Below are 25,378 nucleotides of genomic sequence, written 5' to 3' on the forward strand. Positions count from 1 at the left end.
GCTAAACGCCAACCCATCCACCGCCGCCATGGAGGAAACATGCCTGTAGAAGCCTCAGACAGTTTACAAGCCGAACACCGTCTCGACCAACTGAGTCAAGCCCTCAACAGTGGTATGTTTGTGCATGTCAGGCAAATGCTACAAAATATGGCGCCGTCAGATATCGCATTGATTTTAGAATCGTCACCTCCCAAAGCTCGGCAGGTGTTATGGCAACTCGTCGATCAAGATCAGCTCGGGGATATTCTCGATGAACTCAGCGAAGAGTTAAAAGACCCGCTGATCAGCACCATGAGTCCAGAGCGAGTCGCCAAGGCTACAGCCAGCATGGATACGGACGATCTGGCTTATATTCTGCGAAGCCTGCCAGATACTGTGTATAAACAAGTATTACAGTCGATGAGTCTGCAAAACCGCCAGCGAGTCGAGCAGGCGCTCTCTTATCCCGATGAGACCGCAGGCAGCTTAATGAACACCGACACAGTAACCTTAAGACCCGATGTCAATATCGATGTGGTACTGCGTTATTTGCGCCAACGGGGCAACCTGCCCGACACTACCGATACTTTATACGTGGTGGATAAACACGATCGCGTGCTTGGTGGGGTCAAACTTGCGGATCTGCTCACCTGCGATCCCAATACTCATATCAGCAGCATTATCGATACCGATATCGAGAGCATTCCCGTGGGCATGTCCGACAGTGAAGTGGCGCAACTGTTCGAGCGCCATGACTGGGTGTCAGCGCCCGTGGTCGATAGTGAGGGCAAGTTGCTCGGCCGGATCACCATCGATGACGTGGTGGATGTTATCCGTGAAGACGCCGAGCACTCTATGATGGGAATGGCGGGGATGGACGATGATGAAGACACCTTCGCCCCAGTACTCAAAAGTACCTTCCGCCGTTCGCTCTGGCTCACTATCAACCTATTTGCGGCTCTGCTGGCGGCCTCTGTCAGCAATATGTTTGAGGGCACTATTGAACAGTTTGCCACGATTGCGATTTTAATGACGATTGTACCGAGCATGGGCGGCGTCGCAGGGAACCAAACCTTGGCCCTAGTGATCCGCGGGATTGCCCTAGGCCATATTGGCCAAAGTAATGCCCGCTGGCTGATAGGCAAAGAGCTAGCTATTGGCTTTTTGAATGGCTTAATGTGGTCGATGTTAGTGTTTATCGCGGTATTAGTTTGGAAAGATGATATGGCGCTTGCCAGCCTGATTGGCGGTGCAATGCTCATCAATATGACAGTCGCAGGACTAGCAGGCGCCAGTATTCCGCTGATCTTAAAGCGCTTAAAAGTAGATCCGGCGTTGGCGGGCGGTATGGTGCTCACCACAGTCACCGATGTGATAGGTCTGTTTGCCTTTCTCGGATTAGCGACGTTGTATTTAATGCACTAGCACTAGCACTGGCCTAAGCCTTGCTAAAGCGAGCAACAAAAATGGCGCATTTAGCGCCATTTTTAATGAGTCCATTAGACATTATTTTTTAGGCGGCTGAAAACCATAACTGCTCAAAATAGCCTGTCCCTCTGGGGATAAAATAAACTCGGCCAGAGGTGCGGCTGCACTATTGGCATCCTTTAACACCAATAGGCCATAGTCGGCACCAACGGCTAACTCTGGCGGTAAATCGACAATCTTAAGGCTAGGCACTTCTTTTTGTGCCAGCACCGCATTGGTGCAATAGGTTAAGAACACATCCGCCTGCTTATTTTCCATCACCCAAGCATAGGGATTACGATCCTTGGGCGGTTTAGCACTCTCAGGCCCACCCGTTAGCTGCATGGCTTTGGTTTCTAATATAGTTTTCGCATTAGCTTTTAAGGCCTCGGCTTTCGCAAAGACTGCCCAAGCGTAGTCGCCAGCGGGATCGGCTTTTGGCGTCGAAGTCCCGAGTTTAGTTTGCGGCGCGAGCAGGGTATCTAATAAGTTCGCGCTAGTGAGTGGCACTTCCGCTTGAGCAATGGCGCAGAGCTGGTTACGGGCAAACATTTGCACCTGTTGACCCACTCCCGCATCGACTAAGGCCTGCGGGTGTTTCATATTCGCCGAGGCAAAAATATCAACCCGCTCCCCCTCTTGGATCCGCTTAAGCAATAAACCCGAAGGCGCATACTGCGCTGCCACATTAGCTTGGGATTTCGCTTGGTAAGCCGCAATAATATCGTTCATCGCCGCCTTTAAACTGCCCGCGGCTCTTAGTTCAATAGGGGCTGTCGCCTCAGTGTCTATTGGCGCACCTTGTACCATCCCTGCCATCACTGTAGTCCCTAAACTGAATGCCAGTACTAAGCCCTGTTTTGCCATAATTGCTCTCCTTTGGCTCTGCGAAATAGTTATCCTAATTTAACTAACTACATACAAAACGGGAAAATACCGGCAGGATCAAGTCGAATACTCGCCTGATAAGCCCCAATAGAGATGATTGCGGACAAGATCACTGAAGATAGACAACGGAAGGACAATTTGTCCCTTACGATAAAATAAAAAGTCGCCCGCAGGCGACTTTAACCTTGATGAATGATTATTGACCCGTTGGGGTCAACACTATCTCCACACGACGGTTTTGCGCGCGTCCCTCGGCACTAGCATTGGATGCGATTGGACTCGATTCACCCATTCCCTTAGACTTTACGCGAGCGGAAGCCACGCCTTTACTCATCAAGTAGTTCCCTACTTCGCTGGCTCGTACCTGCGATAAACGTAAATTGTATGAATCTGAGCCGCTGCTGTCGGTATAACCCAACACGTTAAGTTGGGTCTTACTATACTCCTTCGCCACCAGCGCAACAGAGTTCAGTACCCGCTTAGCACCCTCACTCAGCTCGGTTTGATCCACACCAAAAGTCACTTCATTTGGCATATTAAGAATAATATTGTCACCACTGCGAGTTACGCTAACTCCCGTGGAAGCGAGTTGTTGGCGTAATTTGGTTTCTTGTACGTCCATATAGTAGCCAATACCACCTCCTAAGGCGGCGCCAGAGGCTGCACCAATTAAAGCTCCTTTACCGCGGTCACTCTTACTTGACGAGGCTACACCAACGGCAGCTCCAGCAACTGCACCAATTAGCGCCCCCGTAGTCGCTTTTGCCGTTTGTTGTTCGTTGGTATAGGGGTTGACAGTCGAACAGCCTGACGCAATCAAGGCGCTAGCCATAACCACAATAGCAAGCTTAGATGCTGGCAATGATTTAATCAGAGAAGGCTTCATCATTATGACCTCATAACATGATTGATGAGATTTGCCTTTGAAAGGCAAAGGGCGTGGTAAATCGCCAAAAACACCATGAAAAAATCGCAGTATATAAGCATTCTCTTTCGAGACAATCTTTAATCGTTTCTTTGCTCAGTTTATGAGTAATTTAATCGCAAAAAACACCAAACAAAAACATCTTTGGCTTATTCATGCAACATTTAGAGTAAAAGCACTGAAATAGTGCATGCTGCACCGTTTCTGACATAACTTCTAAAACCAACCGTTTGAAACACAAACTCAATCAATTGATTTTAAACATTAATTTATATATTAAAAAATTGGCACGGATTTTACATACTAATAAATAGGTAGAAGAGTAGAGACCCCAAGCGTAACTCACTCGATACCTAAGTAAGTTGTTTGACATCAATGGACGTTAATCTAAGTGCCCGTTGTGAGGCATGTTAATCGAAGCACAATCCCTAAGTGGATTGAGGAGGAAGAGATGAAACATCTGATGAAACTTATTAGTCATTGTCACCACGAATGGTTGTCCCTGCGCCATATAGGACATAGTCAGTGGGATATAGAGCAGCGCCAATAGTCATGAAGGAATACCCCCAAAGAACCCGTTAAAGCGTATACAGATAGCATAAAGTGAAAAGGGATAGGCCATGGGAATCGTCAATCATAATCTTAAACCTGACGTTATTTTTGAAGTAAAAGTCAAAGGCAGATTACTTTCTGATGTCGCACGACAGTATGGTCTCTCGGCTAAAGCGGTTTACCAGTGGGTAAGGGAAAGTGAGCAACAGCCGCAGCAACGTGAATGCGCCTTAATAAATGAAATTGCCCAGCTGCAGAAACGTATTAAGCAGCTAAACAGTGAATTACGCACGATATAGGTTGAGGTAACCTCGCCCAGTGCCCTTATAGACAAGGCCGGACCCCATTGCATATTGCCCTGTAGGTCTAACGCGATATGAAAGTTGTGCTAAAAACAATAATAACAGCGCCCTTTTACGTCCGGCCTTGTCATCCAATTAATTGGATTAGCAATAAATAACAGTTTAGACAGAGTCGGATGGGTATCTATTATCGCTCCCCAACGACCTAAGATATAAATCGTACAAAATAACAATAATAACTGTGCTGTTTACTGTCCGACTCTGTCAACTTAACACTCAAAGTGTTGCAAGAGAAAAAGAGGCAGGTTTTGACAAGGCTTTAGAGGGAGCTATCTCCCCCAAAGATCAAATATGTGAATTGTGCTCCCCCAAGTCATGAACATATTACCCTCTCGGGTCTTGTCCTTTTATTCACGGATCAATGACGATCCAGCGCTAGACTAGGATAGCGCGCCACGGATGGCTGTGTTATTGGGAAGGTTTCGGCAAGGCTCGAGGGAGTTGTCTCCCCCAAAGATTAATATGTCGATAGTGCTCTGTGTGGCCCATCAACATATTTCTCCCTTTGGTCTTGTCCTTTTATTGAGTGGTTCAATGGAAAGGAAGGGGCATAACGCCTGTGCCAAGGATGGCAATGCCACAGGCTTTAACACTCGCACCAGGCAATTAATCCCAATAAAAAAGACGCTCATAAGGCGTCTATTTTATTGAAGAATATTCTACTAATAATCTTCATTGGCTTCTTGAAGTCGCTGCTTGCGCTCCTGAGCCTCTTCATAGGCAGCTTGAATTTCATCCAAAACAGAACTGACGTCGGCATCGACTAATACTTCAGTAAAATGACCTGTTAACTGCGTATCAGGCTTTAACTGACCCGCCTCAAATAAGGCCCACATTTCTTTCGCGTATTGAGTCTTGAGCAATTCAGGTGCGTACTGGCCATAATATTGCGTCATGTTATTGACATCCCGCTCCAACATCCATTTAGCATGATTATTCGCTGCCGCATCTACCGCTTGGGGTAAATCAATAATGACAGGGCCTTGATCATCGACTAGGACATTAAATTCGGACAAGTCACCATGCACTAAGCCTGCGCAAAGCATACGCTTGACATAAGTCATCACTAAAGCGTGGTCATGTATAGCTTTCTCAGCGCTAAGGCTGACATCATTAAGGCGAGGCGCAACATGACCTTCACTATCGGTGACTAATTCCATGAGTAACACACCATCGTAGCAACCGTAAGGGGTTGGTACTCGCACTCCGGCATCAGCCAAGCGAAACAATGCATCTACCTCAGCGTTTTGCCAGACTTCTTCCATTTGCTCACGGCCAAATTTAGAGCCTTTTTCCATTGCGCGAGCGCGACGGCTATTTCGGACTTTGCGCCCCTCTTGGTAAACCACCGCCTGCTTAAAACTACGTTTGTCCGCTTCCTTGTAAACTTTAGCGCAGCGAATATCTTCACCACAGCGCACAACGTACACAGTAGCTTCTTTACCGCTCATTAACTGGCTGATGACTTCATCAACCAGTCCTTCATCAACCAGTGGTTGGATTCGTTTAGGAGTTTTCATACCGACCTTATACCTTAGTTAGGCCTAAGATGGAATGTGCCGGGCAAATCTTCATATATAAAGCAGCCTTCTACCAATAATGAATAACAAAATGAGGGTAAGCATACCCGACTTCAGTAAAAACTAAAGCACCTAGCGTAGGAACACAAGAGCAAAAAATGGTGGATTTAAAGCCAATACATTTGCAGAGAACGGCACATTATCTCCTTGATTGCCCCAAACAAATACTTGCTCGCTTCATCAGCAACATGTTAAATCCCACAACCATTAAACACACAACGAGATCACTCTGCCGTAAGTGACGGCGGCTTTAAGCCGTTACCCAAGCATTAACTACCTTCAGAATAATCTTAAAATGGTTTTCCACGTTTGTTATGGGGTATCAATGCCTATTTTGAGCAAAAATGAGGGGATATCGCCAAAGTGTTACCCCAAGCTATTGAAAGTATTAAATTATCACAAACTCAACCCGTTAGCACTATCCACCGAGTATGTTGTGATAAAGTAGGGTAACCAAGCCAGCTTGGTGCTGCTAAATAACCGCACAAAGGGCGAAATATAGCGCTAGATCTCCTCAGTACTAAGCTTTATGCTGATGCCACTTTTGGAACTCTTTTGATAATAAAATGCGATACCTAAACTTTGCATTCGCTCTGACAGCCCTCTCCCTCACTCAATGCACGAGTCTTTCACTCGAAGAATGCCGTGATAATGACTGGTACGCCACTGGCTTAGCCGATGGTAACCGCGGTGCTGCTGCGAGTAGGCTCAACCAATATCAACAGGACTGCCGTGAATTTAATCTCAAGGTTGATGCGACGCAATGGCAGCAAGGATATCAACAAGGATTAATGAGTTATTGCTTGCCAGAAAATGGTTACCGTATTGGTTTGGCGGGAGAATATTACTACGGCGTCTGTAATAACAATCAATTTGTTGAACGCTACAATCAAGGACATGAACAATATCTGATTAATAAACGTTTAGCAGAAATAGCCGATCGCTTAAATGCTATTGACAGCGAGATTAGCAGTATCAATAACAAACTAAATAATCTCACCGACAAAGCCGAATTACTAAGGCAAAAAAATATTTTATTGAATGAGAAGAACCATCTTCTGGACGAAAGTTTACGTCTGCGCCATGGAGATATCCGTTTTCAATTTAGGTTCTAATTGAAAAGTTAACCCATATAATCACTTAGAGATGCCTTTTTCGAAAACTTTAGTATCGATAAGGCTGACTTTGTTCGCGACGTTACTGTTTTTAACCTTCGGAACACGTAGGAAAAAACTATAATAAAGCAGGCTTGCTGAGGTCCACGCAATCGCCAAACTCCATAAGTCATGACTTAAAAAATGAGCACCGCGCAGTTCTTGGGCAAAACCAAAAATAGCCCCTAATCCAATCCCAAAGAGTAAGCCAAACTTTGCGTAACGGGGATTGTATTCCTTAAGCACAAAATAACTCGCCACCCATGCAAAACCGCCACTTGAATGCCCTCCAGGAAAACACTGACCAAACTCCACCCCTTCTGGTAAGCGCGCAAACAGAGAGCTATGCATCATACGCCCGCCAAATTCAATGACATCCCAAGGGCAAGTCATGTGAGTGAAACTCTTACCTAATCGAACCAACAACACGCTAGCAAGAACACTACAGAATAAATAGATAAAACCTTTACGATAAACACGCAACGTCTCAAGTCGAAAGCTTAGGCCAATGCAAGCAACAACCGCTATGGCGAACAAAATCACCAGATTACGTCCTGTCACATGCAAGATACTTTCGGTAAGCCAATGCCCTCGTAAAGGCCATGAACTGACACCTCCCTGCCAATTGAATAATAGGCTGGCAAAGCGCATATCAGCATGAGTCCATTCAAGCCCCAAAATAATTACCGTAAATACGAGCCATGGAACAAACAAATATCCCTTTGCAAACTGAAGAAATGTCGTCCTAACATTGCTTTTAATATTCTGATGCACTTATTTATCCAATCACCAAAATCATAGCTTCGAGGATAAGGAGAAATTCTTATCAAAAGCTTAAGACATTTTACCGAAAAAATAACAAAAACCTTACAACTCCACAGGTTGAACGCTGATTAAAAACAGCTAAGGGATAAAATGATTATAGTGAATCAATAACCATGTGCTTAATGGATGAGCCTCCCATGCCCTAAAACTTCGTACTCCAACTTTCTCAAAAAGTCGGTTATTTACAGATACAACAATCGATAGGAGTAAATCAGGGCGTCACCAACATTGCTGGAAAACTGGCAACAAACCTAAGGACAACGAATAGTTAGGTCACGGACTTTACTGCGGGATAGTGATAGACAAACCGTTAGAGCAAGCTTCATTCAACGTCCAACAGGGCCATTAAAGATAACGAAATGAGATTACCAATTGAGCACTCATAAGAAATTATGGCTGAGCAAAATCGCTAATAAAAAGCCCCCGCAACCTCGATTGCGGGGGCTTTACTATGAGGGGTTAGCTCATATTCAACAATAATTATTTGTAAGTCGCTTCGCGTTTTTTCGCTTCGGCATCCCACTTAGGTAACATGTCTTTTTTGAATGCTTCTTTCTCTGCATTCAGTTTTTCCATGTCCATACCCAATACCGCCTGAGCTTTCGCCTTAGTCGAAATATCAGGGATAGCGACAGGATCTGTTAAACCTTTTTTCGCTAACAACTGTGCTAACTTAACACGAGCATCAGCGGCTTTATTAACAGATGTACCCAACACTCGTAGCGCTTCTTCAGGAGCGTGAGCGGCAACACCGTGCGAAGCAATGGCTAAATCCCAGCGCCATTGAGCGTGGCGGATGTCAGTCAAAATTGGCTTCATTTCAGCTTCAGTAGCACCTAATTCCCATGCTTTAGCAGCTTCGAAGTGCGCCTTCACTAATTGCTCTTCCGCTTTAAGTTTCATTTCTTTAACTTTAGCTTTGCGCTCATTAGTGACACCCACTAAGAATTCTTTCGTTTGGCTATGGCAAGTTGCACAGGTTTCTTCGAAACGATCGAATGGGTTACCGACTTTATGGTCAGTGAACTTCTTACCTTCAGGGCTAGTCACTTTAGGCATATGGCAGTCAACGCAACTGACATTATTTTTACCATGAATACCCATCTTCCAAGTTTCGTACTCAGGGTGCTGTGCTTTTAACATTGGTGTTTTAGACAGTGCATGAGTCCAATCAGAGAACTCAATACCATCATAGTAAACTTCCATTTGCTCAACAGTTACGCCCATATCCCAAGGGAATTTCACGAAACCTTTACGGTCGTCTTTCTTCTCGAAATAGTATTCAACGTGACACTGACCGCAAACCATTGATTGCTTGTCTTTCTTGGATGCTTTATCAAATGGAGTGCCAATAGCCTCCATAGCACGGTCAACATAAGGACGAGAAATACGTAATTTGGGAGAGCCTTTTTCATGGCAATCGCCACAGCCAATAGTATTGGTCACTTCTGGACCACCTTTGGCCCATTTACCTTTGAAGTAACCATCTTCACCTTGCTCTTCGATTAAGCGAGGTACGTCTGGGCTCTTACAGCTCCAACAGGCCATTGGCATTGGGCCATCTTCCGCATTGGCTGGAGCGCCTGTACGCAGAGTATTACGCACATCAGTCACAGCATACATATGGCCGCGAGGTGCGTTGTAATCTTTAGCAAAACCATAGCCCGCCCACAGAATAACCATATTCGGGTCCTGTGCTAACGCATCAACGAGCTCTTCACTCTTTGCAGTGTCATGCCAGCTATTATATTGATTTTTAAATTTATCTTTATAAACTTCATTGCGAGGCTCAGTTTTATCACTCGCCATCGCACTCGCCGCCATGAAGCTGGCGGCAACCAATGCACTCAGTGCAAAGGACTTACCTGTCATCTTCTTCATCATCTCATCTCCGTGTTGCATTATTTTAGTGAGTCACGACATCTCCAGGGTCAAAGTTAGTAGCTAAATACTGCTAAAAATATACCTCTTAGGGGGTATCTGAAACGAAATTTGCGCTAGATCAAAATGTAATAGTGTTGTTGTTCACACTTTTATGTTTTTGTTAATGTAATACATTATTTTCTAATGTAAAAACACGGCTAAAGTAACATTAGCTCAAGCGTCACAAGGTAGGTATTAGACATATGAAACGAGGAAGCCTTACCTCAAAAATTCTGGGTTTAATGTTAGTACTGATTTTGCTTTCTAGCAGCCTAGCGATCTTCGCAATCATCAATTTGTCTTACAGCCTAGGGGATGCAAAAGCCATCAACGCCTCTGGTTCACTGCGGATGCAAAGCTACCGGCTGATGTTCTACGCCAACTCAGGCAGTGAAGCTGCCCAAGAAAAAATCACTGAATTTGAAAATACGCTGCATTCTGAGGCACTACAACCCTCCACAGGCTGGCTCAGTCAGAAAAGAATCGCCGAGCAATATCAACTTGTTATCGATAAGTGGCTAGTGATGAAATATTACATCGAGCAGGAAAACTCCCGCGACTACGCCGCCTCACTCAAGGACTTTGTCGATACTATTGATTTATTGGTATTGGAGATGGAGCATCATGCCGCTTTTAAGTTGCGCCTTCTCGCGGCGAGCCAAATTTTTGGGCTTGGGCTGATGCTGGTTATCGCCTTTTTAGCGGTGCGCTTTACTAAACGAAAAGTCGTTGTACCCTTGCAACAATTGATGGAGTCCGCCAATACGATTTCTAAGGGTAACTTTGAGATCGAAATGCCCGAAACCGAATATATTGAACTCACGGCTCTGACCGATGCACTGCAAAAAACCGCGCGAGAGCTAGCCACACTCTACGGTAACTTAGAGTCACAAGTGGCCGAAAAAACCTTAGCACTGACACGGGCGAATAATGAATTGGCCTTTTTATACGATACTCTGTTAACACTTAATGCCAATAAGCTGGACTATAAGGCCCTCAAAGCAGCATTAAATCAGCTAAAAGATTATGAGTCGATCGAGTATTTGAGGCTGATTATCCAATACCCTGAGCAGGAGCTCGAAGTCGTAGAAGCCGATGGTGGCTGGCCAGAAGGCGCTCACAACAACATCCGCTTTCCGCTACAATTTGAGCAGGCTGATTTAGGTTATTTAGAGCTTATCTCAACCCAAGATATTAATACTCCGTTGTTTAAAAACTTTGCCATTATGCTTACTCGCTCCATCGTTATTCATAACGCTACCGAACAAAGACAACAGCTAGCCCTAATGGAAGAACGTGGTGTTATCGCAAGGGAATTACATGATTCACTCGGGCAAGTGCTTTCTTTCCTAAAAATCCAAATTAGCTTGCTGCGCAAAAATTTAGATCTTAGCTGCCGCAATCCTACCATTGAGGGACAACTCACAGAGATCAACGAAGGGGTTAGTACAGCCTATGTACAACTCCGAGAGTTACTATCCACCTTCAGATTAACCATTAAGGAGCCCAATCTGAAGAATGCGATGGAAGCAATGCTTGAGCAGCTCAGAGCAAAAACCGATATCAAGATCCACCTCGATTATAAGCTTTCCCCTCAATGGCTTGAGGCGAAACAACATATCCATATTTTGCAGATCACCCGAGAAGCAACACTCAACGCCATCAAACATGCCCGTGCTAGCCATATCAATATCCGCTGTTATAAAGATGAGCATGGTATGGTTAATATCAGTGTAAGTGATGATGGTGTAGGCATTGGCCATATTAAAGAACGGGATCAGCACTTCGGCATAGGCATCATGCATGAACGTGCCAGCAAATTAGGCGGCACGGTTGTATTTAGCAGCAATGATCCGCAAACTAGTCGCAAAGGAATCACTGGACAGCTAGAGCCAGAAAATCCAGACTCGCCCCTTGAATCCCATAGCACATCCAATTTATCACAGGGCACCAAAGTCACTTTAATCTTCCCTTCTCAACAGGAGCCTACACATGGGTAAACCTTATTCTGTTCTGGTGGTCGATGATCACCCTCTCTTACGTAAAGGTATCTGCCAATTGATCGCCTCAGATCCAGACTTTAACCTCTTCGGTGAAGTGGGTAGTGGTTTAGATGCTTTAAGCGCCGTAGTAACTGATGAACCTGACATCGTCTTGCTCGATCTCAATATGAAGGGAATGACTGGCCTCGATACCCTCAATGCCATGCGCCAAGAAGGCGTGACTTCACGAATCGTGATCCTAACAGTTTCAGATGCCAAACAAGATGTTATTCGCCTATTACGTGCGGGAGCTGACGGTTACTTACTCAAAGATACCGAGCCAGATTTGCTGCTCGATAAACTCAAAAATGCCATGTCAGGCCACAGAGTGATCAGCGAAGAAGTTGAAGAATATCTCTATGAACTCAAAAATGCCGCCGATGAACAAGAATGGATTTCAAGCCTCACCCCAAGGGAGCTACAGATCCTGCAACAACTGGCGGAAGGATTAAGTAATCGTATGATTTCAGAGCATTTACACATCAGTGAAGGCACTGTGAAAGTGCATGTCAAAAACCTGTTGCGTAAAGCTAATGCCAAGTCGAGAACCGAAATGGCGGTAAGATATTTGAACAATTGATATTGGATAAGTGATAGGCTTACTCCATTAAATAATAAAGGCAATCAATAGATTGCCTTTATTATTAGTTGATATTCACAGCGAGCGGTTATAGTCCTTTTTGCACAAATTCATACCAACTAAGTAGCGCTTCTTCTAAATCTTCTAGCCCACAGTAAGCCTCAGATTCAGCATCATAGAGGGACATCGCCTCTTCGAGTTCATAATCCTGCTCAAATCCTAAAGCATTAGCGTAAATTCGTGCCTGCTCCTCATCCAGATCTAAGGTAATATCTTTGCCGATAAAACGCCAAGAAACTCGCTTACCTGTTTGAATTTCTTTGATAATATCGAGCACTTGCTGAATTTTGGCTAACTCAGGCCCCAACTCTTCTGAAAACCATTGGCCCAGTACCTCATGGTCCATGCTAAAGCTGGCTAAATACGTGCCAGTCAAACTGTTACGCCGAAATTCATATTCCATTTTATCTTCTCAATACATTACAACTAAGGCTAATTTTAATCTATTTCATCATAAGTTGCTTGGCCAGCAATTTACTCATCTAGCGCCGAGGTTATTGTGAGAGGAAACGACGCTAGGCTTCATTTCCACTGTAAAATCAGTTAGCTTTACCCGATGATTTAGCATGAGATGGAATGTGACATGCACGAAGGATTTATCTATAGCATAGTGCTTAGCGGCGCACGAGCTGGCTCAACCTTAAGCCCAGAACAACTTGAAAATTGGGACCCTAAGGACGGGTTGATTTGGGTACACCTACGTTATCGCCACAAAAAGGCTCGCCATTGGGTGTTAAACAGCGGTCTTAATAAAGTCGAAACCGATGCCCTGCTCGCCCAAGATACTCGCCCTCGAGCCGTATTGGCAGGGGAAGGCGTATTACTGGCACTGCGCGGTATTAACTTAAATCCAAACTCAGCACCTGAAGATATGGTCGCCGTGCGAATTTACGCCGATAGACAGCGCATTATTTCCACCTGTGATCGCGAGTTGCAATCGGTTAAAGATGTGGCAGAACTGATCATGGAAGGCACAGGCCCCACCACCACAGGAGATTTTCTCCTCGCCATTTGTGAAAAACTGACTACACGTAAAGTCGATTTTATCGATACGCTAGAGGAGCAACTTTCAGAATTAGAAGAACAAGTTGTTTCTGGCAATGTTAAAGATTTACGTACTGATATTGCCGAACTACGCCGACAAACCGTAGCCTTGCGCCGCTATTTAGGCCCACAGAAAGAAGCCTTCACTAAGATGCTGTCCGATCAATTTGTGCTGTTTAATGAGCCCGAAAAACTTAAGATGCGCGAAACCACGGATAAGCTTATTCGCACAATTGAAGACTTAGATGCACTGCGCGACCGAGCCAATGTGACCCAGGAAGAATTACTCAGCCAGCAATCGGAGCAGCTAAACAAGCGCTTGTATTTCTTATCCTTAGTCTCGGCAATTTTCTTGCCTCTAGGCTTTTTAACCGGTTTGCTTGGGGTCAATATCGGCGGTATTCCCGGTGCGGATAACGCATGGGCTTTTGCGACCTTCTGCGGCATTTTAATATCGCTGGTTGCCCTGCAAATGGCGCTCTTCTATCGCTTTAAGTGGTTGTAGACTGTAATAAAAAACGCCAATCTCGAGATTGGCGTTTTGTTTTGCAGATTGCCGTTAATACGGCAATTCAAACAGGTTGGTCATGACTTTATAGAGCTCTGTGCCTTGATGCACCGACGCCGAGGCAAAATGGAGTATAGGCACACAATCCTGCGGCAAACTGAGTGCCGTCAGCTCCTGCGCACTGCCATATAAGTCGAGTCGCAGCAGATTGACTAAGGTCTCACCCGCTGCAAGCGGCTCTCCCACGGGCGCCACATATTCCACCAAGCCCGCCATAGGCGCATGGTACTTTTTGTAATCCTTAAGATAACAGCCAAAACGCGGCATATTAACGGGTTCCACTTGCTCGGCAATCACCCCTCGATGGCTTAAATAGGCCAAAATGCCTTTAGCATCGACTAAAGCATCCTCAAGGCAAATGCGTTCTTGGCTCGCCAGTTCCAAGGTAAAAGCTGAAACGGCGATATTGAGATCCCGCCCCTGCGCTTTTGCCACTTCACTCAATTGCCACCAAGGACAAAATGCCGCCTCATCCATTGCGCCACCAAAACTATTGGGGATCACCAGTGTGTAAGGAATCGTGAAAAACTGCGCCGCGGCAATATCATATTCAGGGCAATACAAATGTTTACAGGATTTAGGCCCAGTATGCAGATCGAGCACTATATCCGCCGCATGGGCCATAGCCTGTAAGCTAACCGCCAATCTGTGGCCCGTGGTCACACCCCAATCATTACGTAACCGCTGCTGGCAAGCTTCAATCAAGGTGCTGCGATATGCTTGAATAAGTTCGCTATCGCTAAGCTCGGCATGCTCGCTGTACCAAGCGGGTAAATCTATCGCGTGATTTAAGTACTCACGATTCCAGTTTACGCCAGTGATAGGGTCAAAACGCCCCAATGTAAACTCACCGCTTTTTTGATTAATCCCCAGCGGATTAGCCAAGGGCACTAAGGTAATCTCACCTAAGATGTGGCAATTTTCCAACTGTTTCATCAATTGATAAATCACCGCATTGCCTTGCACCTCAGCGCCATGGACATTAGCCTGAATATACACTTTAGGGCCAGATACGTGACCACTTGGCTTGAAGTGATAAATCGGCAGCGTCAGAGCCTGCCCTGCGGCAAGCTCCCCAATTTGCAGAGACGATGTTGTCGGCAACATACTAAACGCCTTCAAACAAATTTTCGTGCAACGCTTTAACCACTTGTGCCGCTTCGGATTCGGCTACTAACACACACAAGTTATGCGGGCTGGCACCTTGGCAGATCATCCGCACATTATGGGGTTCGAGCACTTCAAACACGCGGCGACAAATACCCGCAGTCGTAGCGATACGATTACCGATAATCGCCACCAATGCTAAACCATCCTCCACGCGCACGCGGCAATGTTGCGATAATTCTTGCAGCAACGCTTCACTTAATAAACCTTGCCCGCTTGAATCGGAGCCGGTTTTATCTAGAGTGAGCGATACGTTAACTTCGGAGGTAGTGATCAAATCCACACTGATCTTGTGTCTTGCCAATGTGGCAAAGGTTTCAGCCAAGAAGCCCTGTGCATGCAGCATTTGTAGGCTGTGCAGATTGAGTAGCGTCTGGTCGCGGCGCAGCGCCACCGCGCGGAACACGGGTGCATCTTCAACCTGATGGCGGATCCAAGTGCCACCCCTTTCAGGCTCCTTGCTTGAACCGACAAACACTTGAATTTGTTGGCGCACGGCCGGAAGAATCGTCGCAGGATGTAATACTTTGGCACCGAAGGTCGCCATTTCAGCGGCTTCGTTAAAACTGATTTCGGCAATCGGATGGGCGTTTGGCGCGAGGCGCGGATCGGTCGTGTAAATCCCGGCCACATCGGTCCAAATCTCAACCGCAGAGGCTTTTAAGGCTTCGGCTAACAGTGCCGCAGAATAGTCGCTACCGCCACGGCCAAGCGTAGTGGTTTGTCCCGCCTCATCTGAACCAATAAAGCCTTGAGTCACAATCACTTGTTCAGATAACAGCGGCAGTAAATGCTCACGAGAGAGAGAGGCAATTTGCTCAACCTGTGGCTCGGCGCGGCCAAAATGGCTGTCGGTTCGCAGCACACGGCGCACATCAAAGGCACTCGAGTTAGCGCCTTTTTCCCGCAATACCGCCGCAAATAATGCCGACGAACACTGCTCGCCAAGGGACAATAACTCATCCATGGTGGCCTTACTGCGCTGGGACGCCAGCGCTTCGCTTAATACCGCCATACGGCTTAACAGCTTATCTAATGCGGCAGCAACATCGTTAGGGCGACCCAGTTTATCTAAGATAGCGTATTGAATCTGCGCAATTTGCTTTAATCGTTGTAAGCGACCATCGTCGTTTATTGACTCTTGGGTCAGTTCAACCAACAGGTTCGTCACGCCACTGGAGGCGCTAACCACCACTAAACGGCAATCGGGATTGCTCAGTACGATATCGGCGCAGCGATTCATTGCACCGTAATCAGCGACTGAAGTACCACCAAATTTTGCGACAACAAGGGACATTAGCGCACCTCCGCAGAAGCAGAAGACACGGCACAAACTAGGATAAGATATTGATTAACTAACATGATTACGCTCCGAACTAACTTCGTTCGAAGAGCCTGGTGCTCAATGATACGCACCCCAATAGAAGGGAAACAGCAATCGTCACCAGAAGCTCTCCACCAATTACAGGTGACAATCGTTAGGATTCAGCCTAAGCGACCGACATAAACATGCAGCAACCATATCTATGCCTCGGCGTTAATCTCCCTCATCAATCATCGCTGGAGTTTGTGCTCCTCTGACTGACTACCTAGTTAACGCTCCTCTTCTGTTCCTTTCCGCCGGAAAGGGACGAAAAAAGTAGCAATAAACCCCTAATGAAGTCAATGCTAATTTCACACACTATATACAAATTCAATAAACGCATTTAAAAACAATGGGAATTTAAAACGTTTGCGACTCATGCCAAATGAGAATAGGGAAAAATCAATCAGATCTAGCAAAGAAGAAAAACAAACTAGCCTTGCCGTGAGAGCAGCAAAGCTTAGCCAGAGGAGCGATTAAAAGCGTCAATCGCGGTTAGGTGACCAAGTCCGGTAGCTCATAAACCAAACGCACATAGTCGTTAAATCGACCTAAACACACCTCTGTTTGCCCGGCTAAAGTACAAGGCACTAAACTCACCTCGCCCTGTTCCACCATGTAGATAGCGTATTGATTAAACTTTTTTCCCAACTGCAAGGCCATGCTGCGATCAATAAACACGGCCCAGCTCTTCTCCATATGGGATAAATCTGGCGATGCCCCAATCAGTGCACGATAGGGACTGCCTAATAATTCAATTTCACGTAGAAGTTGGCGGTCGAGTAATCGGTTTTGGCTGGGAGTGAGGAGGGTTGAAGCGGGATTATGGGCGGTAATTACAGCAAAGGAAAAATCACAGGATAATGCTTGAGTAAGCAAAAACAACGGCGTTTGATAATGCTGCCACAAATCTTGAGTCATGTTGTCCATTGGTAGTCTAGTCGAAAAATGAACCCGCGCTAGTTTAACAGAGAGCCTAAAAAATCCAAAGAGGCGTGAACTGGCTCACAAGAATTAAAAATACATTAGTTATACTAATCAATGACTAAAGTAAATATCATGGTAAATCAGCGTCTCAGCCTGAAATTTGTTAACATTTCATTTGTTAACAAATGCCTAAAACGAGTACAATGTCGTCATTGGCCAGTTAAGCAGATAACATTAAGTTTGCTTAATCTTGACAAGGGTTTGTTAGATTCCTCTGCGAAATCACCTTATGCTGGCCAGACATCTTTTAAAATGTGTTCTACATTTGATTTATCATTTAAACATTTTAAAAAAAACAATAGTTAAGGAACTATTTTTAACTATTGCTTATCGAAGTTGATACTGGTTACGTTTTATCGTATTACACTTTAAACGTTCACTTATATACATCCTGACGTGTAGCCGTGAAGATCTTCCCTTTGAAGCACAGAGCAGTAAGTGGAAGTATCAACATTTTATGAATATAAGAATCCGATGTAAGTGATTCTTATGGTTAGAATATTGGTTAAAATTTAGGTACTTAATATGCAAAATCCGCACATTCTGATCGTTGAAGATGAAGCCGTTACCCGTAACACGCTAAGAAGTATTTTCGAGGCAGAAGGGTATGTGGTAACTGAGGCCAATGATGGCGCAGAAATGCATAAGGCTATGCAGGAAAACAAAATTAACCTCGTGGTTATGGACATTAACCTACCAGGTAAAAACGGTCTGTTGTTGGCACGTGAATTACGTGAAATCAACAACATCGGTCTGATCTTCTTAACAGGCCGTGACAACGAAGTCGACAAAATCCTTGGACTTGAAATTGGCGCGGACGATTATATTACCAAGCCGTTCAACCCTCGTGAATTGACGATTCGTGCTCGCAACCTTCTGACTCGTGTTAATAGCGCAGGCAATGAAGTCGAAGAAAAGAGCTCTGTAGAATACTATCGTTTTAACGATTGGAGCCTAGAGATCAACAGCCGTTCTCTCGTCAGCCCACAGGGTGAATCTTACAAACTGCCACGTAGCGAATTCCGCGCTATGCTGCACTTTGTTGAAAACCCAGGCAAAATCTTAACTCGTGCCGATCTACTGATGAAGATGACTGGCCGTGAGTTAAAGCCACACGACCGTACTGTTGACGTGACTATCCGTCGTATTCGTAAGCACTTCGAAAGCTTGCCAGATACGCCAGAAATCATCGCTACCATTCACGGTGAAGGCTACCGTTTCTGCGGTAACTTAGAAGACTAATCTTCAACTTACCGTTTGAACGCCATAAAAAACCAGATCCTAGGATCTGGTTTTTTTATCTCTGCAAAAAAGGTTTTAGCTAAAGCAAACTGGAAATCCAAATTACAACTCAGTGAACTGGAATATTGAGCGCCAGATAAGTATTGAGTGTGTTGTGATTAAACTAAGCAGCGTACTGTTAAATAAATAGGCTTAACTCAGAATCATACAAAATAAAAAAGAGTGGGGATGTTGCCCCACTCTTTTAAAAAACGCCACTCTGACATAAATACCAGTCTGATATAAATGCCAACCTAACGCTGAGTTATTTGCCGCTTTTAAGCTGTCTATCGAGGAAATCCGCCAGCGAGCGGTATAAGTGATTACGCACTTTCTCACCGCGCATCGAATGCTTAGACCCAGGATAATCAATCATCTGGAACAGTTTGCCTTCGTCCTGCAACGCCTTATAAACGCGAGTACTGTTTTCAAACAACACGTTATCGTCGGCCATACCGTGGTACATCAATAGCCCCGACTGATAGTTTTTCACATAGGGGAACACGCTACTGGCTTCGTAACCCTGCTCATTATTCGCGGGATGAGCGAGATAACGCTCGGTGTAGTGAGTGTCGTACAAGCGCCAATCGGTGACGGGCGCGCCCGAAATCGCCGCCTTAAAGTAATCCGGCGCCTTAAATAAACTCATCAAGGCCATATAACCGCCGTAACTGTGGCCATAAATCGCCACGTTGTTGCTATCGACAAAGGGCAAGCTGCGCAGGTAATCGACACCAACCTTTTGATCGTTCACTTCCGCTTCGCCCAAGTGACGGTAAATAACTTGCTCAAACTGAGTGCCTCTGTGGGCACTGCCACGGTTATCCAGTTGAAATACCACATAACCTTGCTGCACTAAGTATTGGGTAAAGTAATCCTGCTCACTCCAGCTATTGGTCACCAATTGCGCATGTGGGCCGCCATATACGCGCACGACTACGGGGTACTTTTTGCTCGCATCGAAGGGCACGGGTTTAAAGAGACGCGTTTGCAAGACTTGTCCGTCTTCCGCTTTTAGCTCTTTAAACTCAGGCAGTTGCCACAGGCCTGCATAGTCATACAGAGGATGACCCACTTTGACTTGGTTTTGCTCCACCCACGCCAAATGTTGGCCCTTATCGCCGTGTAAACTGATCTGCGGCGGCTGAGATAAGCTATTGAAATAATCAAGATACACGCTTTGACTATCGGCAAATACCGGATCGTGCATCCCCGCCTCGCGGCTCACGCGCTCAACCTTGCCACCCGCTAACGGCACACGGTAAAGATGCTTTTCGATGGGGGTATCTTTACGGCCGGTGAAATACACCCAACCTGCGGTTTCATCAATATATTCCAGCTCATCGACAGCCCAATTGCCCTCGGTCAGTTGCGTCTTCAGCTTACCTTTTAGGTCAAACAAATACAGATGATTAAAGCCGTCACGCTCCGATGCCCAAATAAAGGCCGACTGTTGCTTTAAGAAGTGCAGGTCGTTGTTTAGATTCACCCAAGCATCGCTGCGCTCTTTGACTAAGGTTTTCGGCTTGGTCAGCGCATCGAGCGCCACCAGTTGCAGGTCTAATTTTTGTTGATCGCGGCTCTGCCATTGAAAGGATAAATGCTTGCTATCCGGCAACCAATCGACGCGAGGCAGATAAATATCCTTGTTTTTATCATCGCTTAAGGTGACCCAATTGATGGCTTTATTATTAAGGGTCACAACGCCCAGTTGGATCTCGACATTGTTTTTACCCGCCGCCGGATAACGCTGCTCGGTAAGCTTAATGCCATCGGCGTAGATTTCGTTGCGGGTGACTAACTCAACGCCAGACTCATCGATACGGGTAAAGGCGATGGCTGACTCATCGGGCGCCCACCAGTAACCCGTCATGCGGTCCATTTCTTCTTGGGCGACAAATTCCGCCATGGCATTTTTAATCGCGCCGCCACCGTCTGTAGTCATGGCCTCAAGCTTTTTCGTTGCAAGATTAAGCACATACAAATTTTGATCCCGCACGAAGGACACAAAATTCCCCTTGGGCGATAGGCGCGCATCGGTGGCAAAGCCCTCGCCTATCGGCAGTTGGCTGACGCTGTTATCTGCTAAGGAGAAGTAATACAGATTACCCGAGGCGGGGATCAACAGTGCCTTGCTATCGTCCGCCCAGAAATATTCCATAATGCCGTCGCCATAAATACGTTGGCGCTCGCGGCGGGCCTTTTCTTCATCGGACAGTTCATTGCTCGCCAACTTATCGGCATTCAGCAACAGGCTAGATTCGCCCGTCTTCACATCCATTTGCCAGAGATCGTAAAAGTTTTGGTTATCTTTACGTCCCGCCAGATAAGTCACCCTTTGGCCATCGGGGGATAACTTTAATCCACGGGGACTCGTACCCGCCAAGGCTGGAGACGCATTCATGCGCTCGATAGTCAGCGGCGTTGTGCCGCCCTCAAGTGCATAGGCGGGGGTAAATATCGTGCTAGAAACCATGGCCAGTTGACTCGCTATCAGTAGGGATGAGGCGCCCAATGTCACCGAGCGCAGGGAAGAAGCTAACCCATTTTTAGTCATTATTATTCCTTGGAAGCATATTCGCCCTTGATGGACGATGAAAAACTGCCGCCATTGTGCCAAGGCACAGCCTAAATAAAAAGCGCAGGCAATATACAGATACAAATTAGCAGGCAAACTTCTTAAGTTAGCTTAATTTTCAAGATAACCCACTCAGTCTTGCACAAAGGGATAACCCTCTTGGCTTAAATTGATTAAAACCCGCAGCAACATCGCTGAAATTGTCGACTAACTGAGTTATTATTCGCGGCAAATAATGAAATTGACCTCAATGTTGAACCCCTAAAGGACCTAACATGCAGACTCTTGCCCAGCACTTAACCTCAAAGGCAGTGAACGAATCCCTCGCGCAACTGATTTTGACCTTAGCCGACACCTCCAAAGCCATCAGCCATGCCGTGCGTCACGGTGCCTTAGCCGGCGTGTTAGGCGCGACCGAACAGGAAAACGTCCAAGGTGAAACCCAGAAGAAACTGGATATCATCACCAACGATATGCTCAAAGATGCATTAAAAGCCGACGGTACAGTGCGCGGCCTCGCCTCTGAGGAAGAAGATCATGTGGTTGAAGTCAGCGCCAATGGTCAATATCTGGTGTGTTTCGACCCTTTAGATGGTTCATCGAATATTGATATCAACTCGCTGGTCGGCACCATTTTCTCTGTCCTGCCCGCTCCAGGTGGCGAGTTAACTGAAACGAGCTTTTTGCAATCTGGCCGCAATCAGTTAGCCGCAGGTTATGTGCTCTACGGCCCATCAACCATGCTCGCCCTCACCACAGGCCAAGGTGTGCAACTCTTTACCCTGCACCCAGAAACCAACGAATTTTTACTGACCAACGCGGCCATGAGCATCAGCCCAGACACCCAAGAGTTCGCCATTAACATGTCGAACCAACGTTTTTGGGAAGCGCCAATGCAGACCTATATCGCCGATTTACTGCTAGGCAAAATTGGCCCGCGCGAAAAATCCTTTAACATGCGTTGGATTGCCGCCATGGTGGGCGACGTACACCGCGTACTTTCTCGCGGCGGTATCTTTACTTATCCAACCGACAATAAAGATCCGAAAAAGCCATACAAGCTGCGTTTAATGTACGAAGCCAACCCAATGGCCTTGTTAGTCGAGCAAGCTGGCGGTAAAGCCTCTACCGGTTATGAAACCATTCTGGATATTCAACCAACGCAAATTCACCAACGCGTTGCGGTTATCCTTGGTAGCGCCAATGAAGTGGATGCTTGCCTAAGCTACCATGGTTCGGATTCTCGTAAATAAAGAGCGCGAAGAACCTGATTTAGACTAAGCCGAATCGCTTAAGCTTTGATTTTTTTATGATAAAAGCCACTAACCACAGTGGCTTTCTCTTCATGCAACCTTATAGCCGAAGTAAATCAAGATCGAGAGAACAAAGAATTATGAACAACATCACCCATTAAGATGCAATAGCACGTGTAATCATATTAGTTACATCTTGATTTGCATTACTATAGCTTAATGAAATCTCTGGGTGACGCAGTTTATAAACTCTAAATATTTCATCAGCAAATGCTTGACCAATACTATCAATACCAGCGAAATCAAAATATACAAACTGGAAATGCTCAATACGAGTTAACAAGCGTTTTGCTTGACTGCGCGACACCAGTTGTTCATTGCCAAATTTAGCTAATGCTACGGGGATTATGGTTTTATTAAAAGCAAAATCATTATCTTCACCTGCTGTGAATTTCTCAAAAACCTCTGTATCCGTTCGCGTTGAATTTAATGAAATACTCATTGAAACGTAGGTCCCATAATCCATTTCGCCAGTGGCATCACTATCCATTAATACATCAAGTTCACTTTCGTGGTTATGGCTGAAATACAATTCGCCTGAAGAAATTGCAAATTTATCAAACATTCTTGATGTAAAAAAAATACCTTGCCCAGAGTGATTTTTTGGGTCTGTAGTAAGCTTCCCTTTAGCTAATTCTAAAATGGCTTGTTTTTCATCTGGAAGGTCTTTTAAGCGTTTTATTCGCCGAAAAATCCCTTCACCATTATCTAAAATACTAATTTTTATTTCATCTTGATTTCTAAGCATGTGAATATAGCAACTAGTACCCTGTGAATGATCAATCGCGTTGTTCACCATCTCAGTGAAACCATAAAAAACAATGTCACCTACATTTTTACTGAGACCTTCAGCAATGGCTGCAAAGTGAGTAAAAAAAATATCACTTTCAGAGACGTTACCTTTTAAAGATACTGAGACACTGTTCTCTCTTTTTATACCAAGTGTATAGGTGCGATTGCGAGTAGTTCCATGAGCAACCAACCAACCGGTATCAACCAAAGTCTTTAAATGGTTATTTGCCGCCTGCCGACTAATCCCAAAAATATCGGAAATATGTGAAGCAATATCATTGGGATGGCGTATCACATCTCTTAAGATTTGACTTCTGATTTTTTCAGTACGCTTAGTAACTGCTCGCATATACCCCCCTAAAAATTGACAAACACACACAATTGTCAACTTTTACATCTTTTTTGTCAATTTAAATTATAGTAAACAACACTAGGAAATATGGGAAAGGCGTAACTCTTTTGAGACTAACAGCAAACGCCGAGTTCACAGAAGTTCACCTCCCCTCGGAGTTGCCGCAGGGCGAATAGGCAAATTGCGTGAGTCTCGCCATGGATGGCGAGCTAGCTTTCGCAGGTGCAGGGACGCATCCTTCGGAAGCGATAGCAAATTTGGCTATGAGCACAAGGGGCTTTCAACTCCGTTGGGGGCGGCAAGGGAGATCCAAGAGGGGATTGCTGTTGATCCCCTCTTGGTCGACTCTTTATTAAAAAATCAGGGGGGCGAAGCCCCGCGACCTTGATTCACCTCGGCCGTAAGGCCGCAATGACTCACATACTTACAGCGATAACCTTGCCAATTCAAACGCTAAACAAACCAGCATTGTTATCGGGGGTGGGGTGAAGCCCCACGACGTTGATTTATTTCGGCCGTAAGGCCGCAATGACTTTACATCCACATAAACAAGTGTGGGATTCCCCCCACAACTTTGACCTACCTCGGCCGTAAGGCCGAAAGACTAACTTGCAACACAAAGATTTTGCTGAATCTTCCAACGACGTTCCATGAGTGGAATCGAAAAACCATAACATACCACCACAATCAAAGGTTGAAGCTGGAAACTCAACTCAGGCCACAACATAAAGGCAGCCACGCAAGCCACAGTGCGCACAATTGCATGTACAATCGCCACCTTTTGCGCCGCTAACACGCCGAAAACCAACCACATTAATCCTGTTTGCACGGCGAGGGCGAAGGGCAAGGCTAAATAGTTTTCCATAAAAAAGGGAATACTGATGCTAAAGGTTAAAAAACTCATCCCCATGGCAGCCAAAAACACAGTCTCAAACCAATTACGATCAGTGCTTTTCTTGAAGGAGATATTTTCACCAGTAAGACGCGAGACTCCCATAGCAAGATAGACAATAGAACCCGTGCCGATAAATGTTGCCATCACCATTTGCGATGCTGGCAGAATAAAACTCAAGATAAACAATAGCGTCCATACAATCATGCCTGATAAGGGCATAGCTAAAGCACGTTTTTGGCGGTATTCGATAAGTTGTTGATCCAGTGATTGATGTTGCATGATTAAGCCTCCTTGTTGGTATGGCTTAAGTATCCCTGCATCCGCTAAATCACGGCAGTGTGAGTTGTCAGCAATTACGGATGACAAATGTCATTCAAAAAACAGGAGAGGGGAAAGATAGGCAGGCACAAATCTTTAGGACTAACAGCTAACACCAAGGCAACAGAAGTTCACCTTCCCCTGCGAAGTTGCTGAAGGGCGTTGAAGAAAATCGCGTGAGCGAGGCATGGAGGCCGAGATAGCTTTCGGACTCTCTGTTTAACATCAAGGGGATGTACCATCGGAAGCGTTAGTGATTTTCGAATAAGCACGAAGCCACTAATCAATGCATGTAACTTCGCTAGGGACACCGGGCCATGTTTTATAAATAAGCCAAAAGGGGAACAGGCGTTTTTCCCCTTTTGGTCTGGTGTGGGTTGAAG

The 25,378-nt window shown here is 45.6% G+C and carries 20 protein-coding genes and 1 riboswitch; of the genes, 8 read left to right on the forward strand and 12 right to left on the reverse strand.

Annotated features, from left to right (window positions below; all coding sequences use genetic code 11):
• Positions 1-39 precede the first annotated feature (39 nt).
• Positions 40-1,404, forward strand: coding sequence for a magnesium transporter (gene mgtE, locus MMG82_RS00210; protein WP_037431332.1), 1,365 nt, complete (start codon positions 40-42; stop codon positions 1,402-1,404).
• A gap of 81 nt (positions 1,405-1,485) precedes the next feature.
• On the opposite strand, the gene MMG82_RS00215 is transcribed toward mgtE, so the two are convergent.
• Both MMG82_RS00215 and MMG82_RS00220 read right to left on the reverse strand, forming a co-directional pair.
• Positions 1,486-2,313 (reverse strand): molybdate ABC transporter substrate-binding protein, encoded by an 828-nt coding sequence (locus MMG82_RS00215; RefSeq protein ID WP_241406227.1) that lies wholly within the window; start codon positions 2,311-2,313, stop codon positions 1,486-1,488.
• 217 nt (positions 2,314-2,530) lie between these two features.
• Entirely contained in the window at positions 2,531-3,223 is a 693-nt protein-coding gene (locus tag MMG82_RS00220) for an OmpA family protein (RefSeq protein WP_037430137.1), read from the reverse strand.
• 656 nt (positions 3,224-3,879) lie between these two features.
• Here MMG82_RS00220 and MMG82_RS00225 point away from each other — a divergent pair.
• Complete coding sequence (locus MMG82_RS00225; protein ID WP_037421997.1) at positions 3,880-4,110, forward strand: transposase; 231 nt, start codon at positions 3,880-3,882, stop codon at positions 4,108-4,110.
• Between the two features lie 725 nt (positions 4,111-4,835).
• Here MMG82_RS00225 and MMG82_RS00230 read toward each other — a convergent pair.
• On the reverse strand, positions 4,836-5,693 hold the full coding sequence (locus MMG82_RS00230) for a PA4780 family RIO1-like protein kinase (protein ID WP_037421993.1): 858 nt from the start codon (positions 5,691-5,693) through the stop codon (positions 4,836-4,838).
• 626 nt (positions 5,694-6,319) lie between these two features.
• Here MMG82_RS00230 and MMG82_RS00235 point away from each other — a divergent pair.
• Positions 6,320-6,868 carry a DUF2799 domain-containing protein gene (locus tag MMG82_RS00235; RefSeq protein ID WP_037421988.1) on the forward strand — a complete coding sequence of 183 codons (549 nt, stop codon included), beginning with the start codon at positions 6,320-6,322 and terminating at the stop codon, positions 6,866-6,868.
• Positions 6,869-6,889: 21 nt separating this feature from the next.
• Here the strand turns inward: MMG82_RS00235 and MMG82_RS00240 are convergent, their stop codons facing one another.
• Positions 6,890-7,669, reverse strand: coding sequence for a phosphatase PAP2 family protein (locus tag MMG82_RS00240; RefSeq protein WP_037421986.1), 780 nt, complete (start codon positions 7,667-7,669; stop codon positions 6,890-6,892).
• A gap of 543 nt (positions 7,670-8,212) precedes the next feature.
• Positions 8,213-9,616 carry an ammonia-forming nitrite reductase cytochrome c552 subunit gene (gene nrfA / locus MMG82_RS00245; RefSeq protein WP_037421983.1) on the reverse strand — a complete coding sequence of 468 codons (1,404 nt, stop codon included), beginning with the start codon at positions 9,614-9,616 and terminating at the stop codon, positions 8,213-8,215.
• Between the two features lie 242 nt (positions 9,617-9,858).
• Between nrfA and narQ the strand changes: the two genes are divergently transcribed.
• Together narQ and MMG82_RS00255 are read left to right on the forward strand one after the other, a co-directional pair.
• Entirely contained in the window at positions 9,859-11,655 is a 1,797-nt protein-coding gene (gene narQ / locus MMG82_RS00250) for a nitrate/nitrite two-component system sensor histidine kinase NarQ (protein WP_037421979.1), read from the forward strand.
• On the forward strand, positions 11,648-12,277 hold the full coding sequence (locus tag MMG82_RS00255; protein WP_037421976.1) for a response regulator: 630 nt from the start codon (positions 11,648-11,650) through the stop codon (positions 12,275-12,277). The genes narQ and MMG82_RS00255 overlap by 8 nt, the downstream gene beginning before the upstream one ends.
• 88 nt (positions 12,278-12,365) lie before the next feature.
• Here the strand turns inward: MMG82_RS00255 and MMG82_RS00260 are convergent, their stop codons facing one another.
• Positions 12,366-12,740 (reverse strand): YacL family protein, encoded by a 375-nt coding sequence (locus MMG82_RS00260; protein ID WP_037421973.1) that lies wholly within the window; start codon positions 12,738-12,740, stop codon positions 12,366-12,368.
• A gap of 180 nt (positions 12,741-12,920) precedes the next feature.
• Here MMG82_RS00260 and MMG82_RS00265 point away from each other — a divergent pair, with 180 nt between their 5' ends.
• On the forward strand, positions 12,921-13,886 hold the full coding sequence (locus MMG82_RS00265; RefSeq protein ID WP_037421970.1) for a zinc transporter ZntB: 966 nt from the start codon (positions 12,921-12,923) through the stop codon (positions 13,884-13,886).
• Positions 13,887-13,940: 54 nt separating this feature from the next.
• Here the strand turns inward: MMG82_RS00265 and MMG82_RS00270 are convergent, their stop codons facing one another.
• The 3 genes from MMG82_RS00270 to MMG82_RS00280 all read right to left on the reverse strand — a co-directional run bounded on the left by MMG82_RS00270 (position 13,941) and on the right by MMG82_RS00280 (position 17,409).
• Positions 13,941-15,056 (reverse strand): succinylglutamate desuccinylase/aspartoacylase family protein, encoded by a 1,116-nt coding sequence (locus tag MMG82_RS00270; RefSeq protein ID WP_241406228.1) that lies wholly within the window; start codon positions 15,054-15,056, stop codon positions 13,941-13,943.
• Position 15,057: 1 nt separating this feature from the next.
• A complete protein-coding gene (gene lysC / locus MMG82_RS00275) occupies positions 15,058-16,413 on the reverse strand; it encodes a lysine-sensitive aspartokinase 3 (RefSeq protein ID WP_241406229.1) in 1,356 nt (451 codons plus the stop codon).
• A gap of 143 nt (positions 16,414-16,556) precedes the next feature.
• Positions 16,557-16,731, reverse strand: a riboswitch (Lysine riboswitch).
• 243 nt (positions 16,732-16,974) lie between these two features.
• Positions 16,975-17,409 carry a DUF3293 domain-containing protein gene (locus MMG82_RS00280; protein ID WP_037430123.1) on the reverse strand — a complete coding sequence of 145 codons (435 nt, stop codon included), beginning with the start codon at positions 17,407-17,409 and terminating at the stop codon, positions 16,975-16,977.
• A gap of 582 nt (positions 17,410-17,991) precedes the next feature.
• Here MMG82_RS00280 and arcA point away from each other — a divergent pair.
• Positions 17,992-18,708 (forward strand): two-component system response regulator ArcA, encoded by a 717-nt coding sequence (arcA, locus tag MMG82_RS00285; RefSeq protein WP_007644695.1) that lies wholly within the window; start codon positions 17,992-17,994, stop codon positions 18,706-18,708.
• Positions 18,709-19,012: 304 nt separating this feature from the next.
• On the opposite strand, the gene MMG82_RS00290 is transcribed toward arcA, so the two are convergent.
• Positions 19,013-21,304: a S9 family peptidase gene (locus MMG82_RS00290; RefSeq protein WP_241406230.1), complete on the reverse strand. Its 2,292-nt coding sequence runs from the start codon at positions 21,302-21,304 to the stop codon at positions 19,013-19,015.
• A 296-nt stretch (positions 21,305-21,600) separates the two neighbouring features.
• On the opposite strand from MMG82_RS00290, the gene MMG82_RS00295 reads away from it, so the two are divergent.
• Positions 21,601-22,578, forward strand: a complete 978-nt coding sequence (locus MMG82_RS00295; RefSeq protein WP_241406231.1) for a class 1 fructose-bisphosphatase — start codon at positions 21,601-21,603, stop codon at positions 22,576-22,578.
• Between the two features lie 157 nt (positions 22,579-22,735).
• On the opposite strand, the gene MMG82_RS00300 is transcribed toward MMG82_RS00295, so the two are convergent.
• A complete protein-coding gene (locus tag MMG82_RS00300) occupies positions 22,736-23,779 on the reverse strand; it encodes a DUF4325 domain-containing protein (RefSeq protein WP_241406232.1) in 1,044 nt (347 codons plus the stop codon).
• Between the two features lie 607 nt (positions 23,780-24,386).
• Positions 24,387-24,956, reverse strand: a complete 570-nt coding sequence (locus MMG82_RS00305; RefSeq protein WP_037421948.1) for a hypothetical protein — start codon at positions 24,954-24,956, stop codon at positions 24,387-24,389.
• Positions 24,957-25,378: the final 422 nt, after the last annotated feature.

Origin of the sequence: Shewanella sp. MM_2022_3 (assembly GCF_022557375.1) — a bacterium.
Lineage (GTDB): Bacteria > Pseudomonadota > Gammaproteobacteria > Enterobacterales > Shewanellaceae > Shewanella > Shewanella xiamenensis.

Coding starts and splice junctions, on each gene's coding strand:
- mgtE (WP_037431332.1), top strand. CDS start 40: ATGCCTGTAGAAGCCTCAGACAGTTTACAAGCCGAACACCGTCTCGAC.
- MMG82_RS00215 (WP_241406227.1), bottom strand. CDS start 2,313: ATGGCAAAACAGGGCTTAGTACTGGCATTCAGTTTAGGGACTACAGTG.
- MMG82_RS00220 (WP_037430137.1), bottom strand. CDS start 3,223: ATGATGAAGCCTTCTCTGATTAAATCATTGCCAGCATCTAAGCTTGCT.
- MMG82_RS00225 (WP_037421997.1), top strand. CDS start 3,880: ATGGGAATCGTCAATCATAATCTTAAACCTGACGTTATTTTTGAAGTA.
- MMG82_RS00230 (WP_037421993.1), bottom strand. CDS start 5,693: ATGAAAACTCCTAAACGAATCCAACCACTGGTTGATGAAGGACTGGTT.
- MMG82_RS00235 (WP_037421988.1), top strand. CDS start 6,320: ATGCGATACCTAAACTTTGCATTCGCTCTGACAGCCCTCTCCCTCACT.
- nrfA (WP_037421983.1), bottom strand. CDS start 9,616: ATGATGAAGAAGATGACAGGTAAGTCCTTTGCACTGAGTGCATTGGTT.
- narQ (WP_037421979.1), top strand. CDS start 9,859: ATGAAACGAGGAAGCCTTACCTCAAAAATTCTGGGTTTAATGTTAGTA.
- MMG82_RS00255 (WP_037421976.1), top strand. CDS start 11,648: ATGGGTAAACCTTATTCTGTTCTGGTGGTCGATGATCACCCTCTCTTA.
- MMG82_RS00260 (WP_037421973.1), bottom strand. CDS start 12,740: ATGGAATATGAATTTCGGCGTAACAGTTTGACTGGCACGTATTTAGCC.
- MMG82_RS00265 (WP_037421970.1), top strand. CDS start 12,921: ATGCACGAAGGATTTATCTATAGCATAGTGCTTAGCGGCGCACGAGCT.
- MMG82_RS00270 (WP_241406228.1), bottom strand. CDS start 15,056: ATGTTGCCGACAACATCGTCTCTGCAAATTGGGGAGCTTGCCGCAGGG.
- lysC (WP_241406229.1), bottom strand. CDS start 16,413: ATGTCCCTTGTTGTCGCAAAATTTGGTGGTACTTCAGTCGCTGATTAC.
- MMG82_RS00280 (WP_037430123.1), bottom strand. CDS start 17,409: ATGGACAACATGACTCAAGATTTGTGGCAGCATTATCAAACGCCGTTG.
- arcA (WP_007644695.1), top strand. CDS start 17,992: ATGCAAAATCCGCACATTCTGATCGTTGAAGATGAAGCCGTTACCCGT.
- MMG82_RS00290 (WP_241406230.1), bottom strand. CDS start 21,304: ATGACTAAAAATGGGTTAGCTTCTTCCCTGCGCTCGGTGACATTGGGC.
- MMG82_RS00295 (WP_241406231.1), top strand. CDS start 21,601: ATGCAGACTCTTGCCCAGCACTTAACCTCAAAGGCAGTGAACGAATCC.
- MMG82_RS00300 (WP_241406232.1), bottom strand. CDS start 23,779: ATGCGAGCAGTTACTAAGCGTACTGAAAAAATCAGAAGTCAAATCTTA.
- MMG82_RS00305 (WP_037421948.1), bottom strand. CDS start 24,956: ATGCAACATCAATCACTGGATCAACAACTTATCGAATACCGCCAAAAA.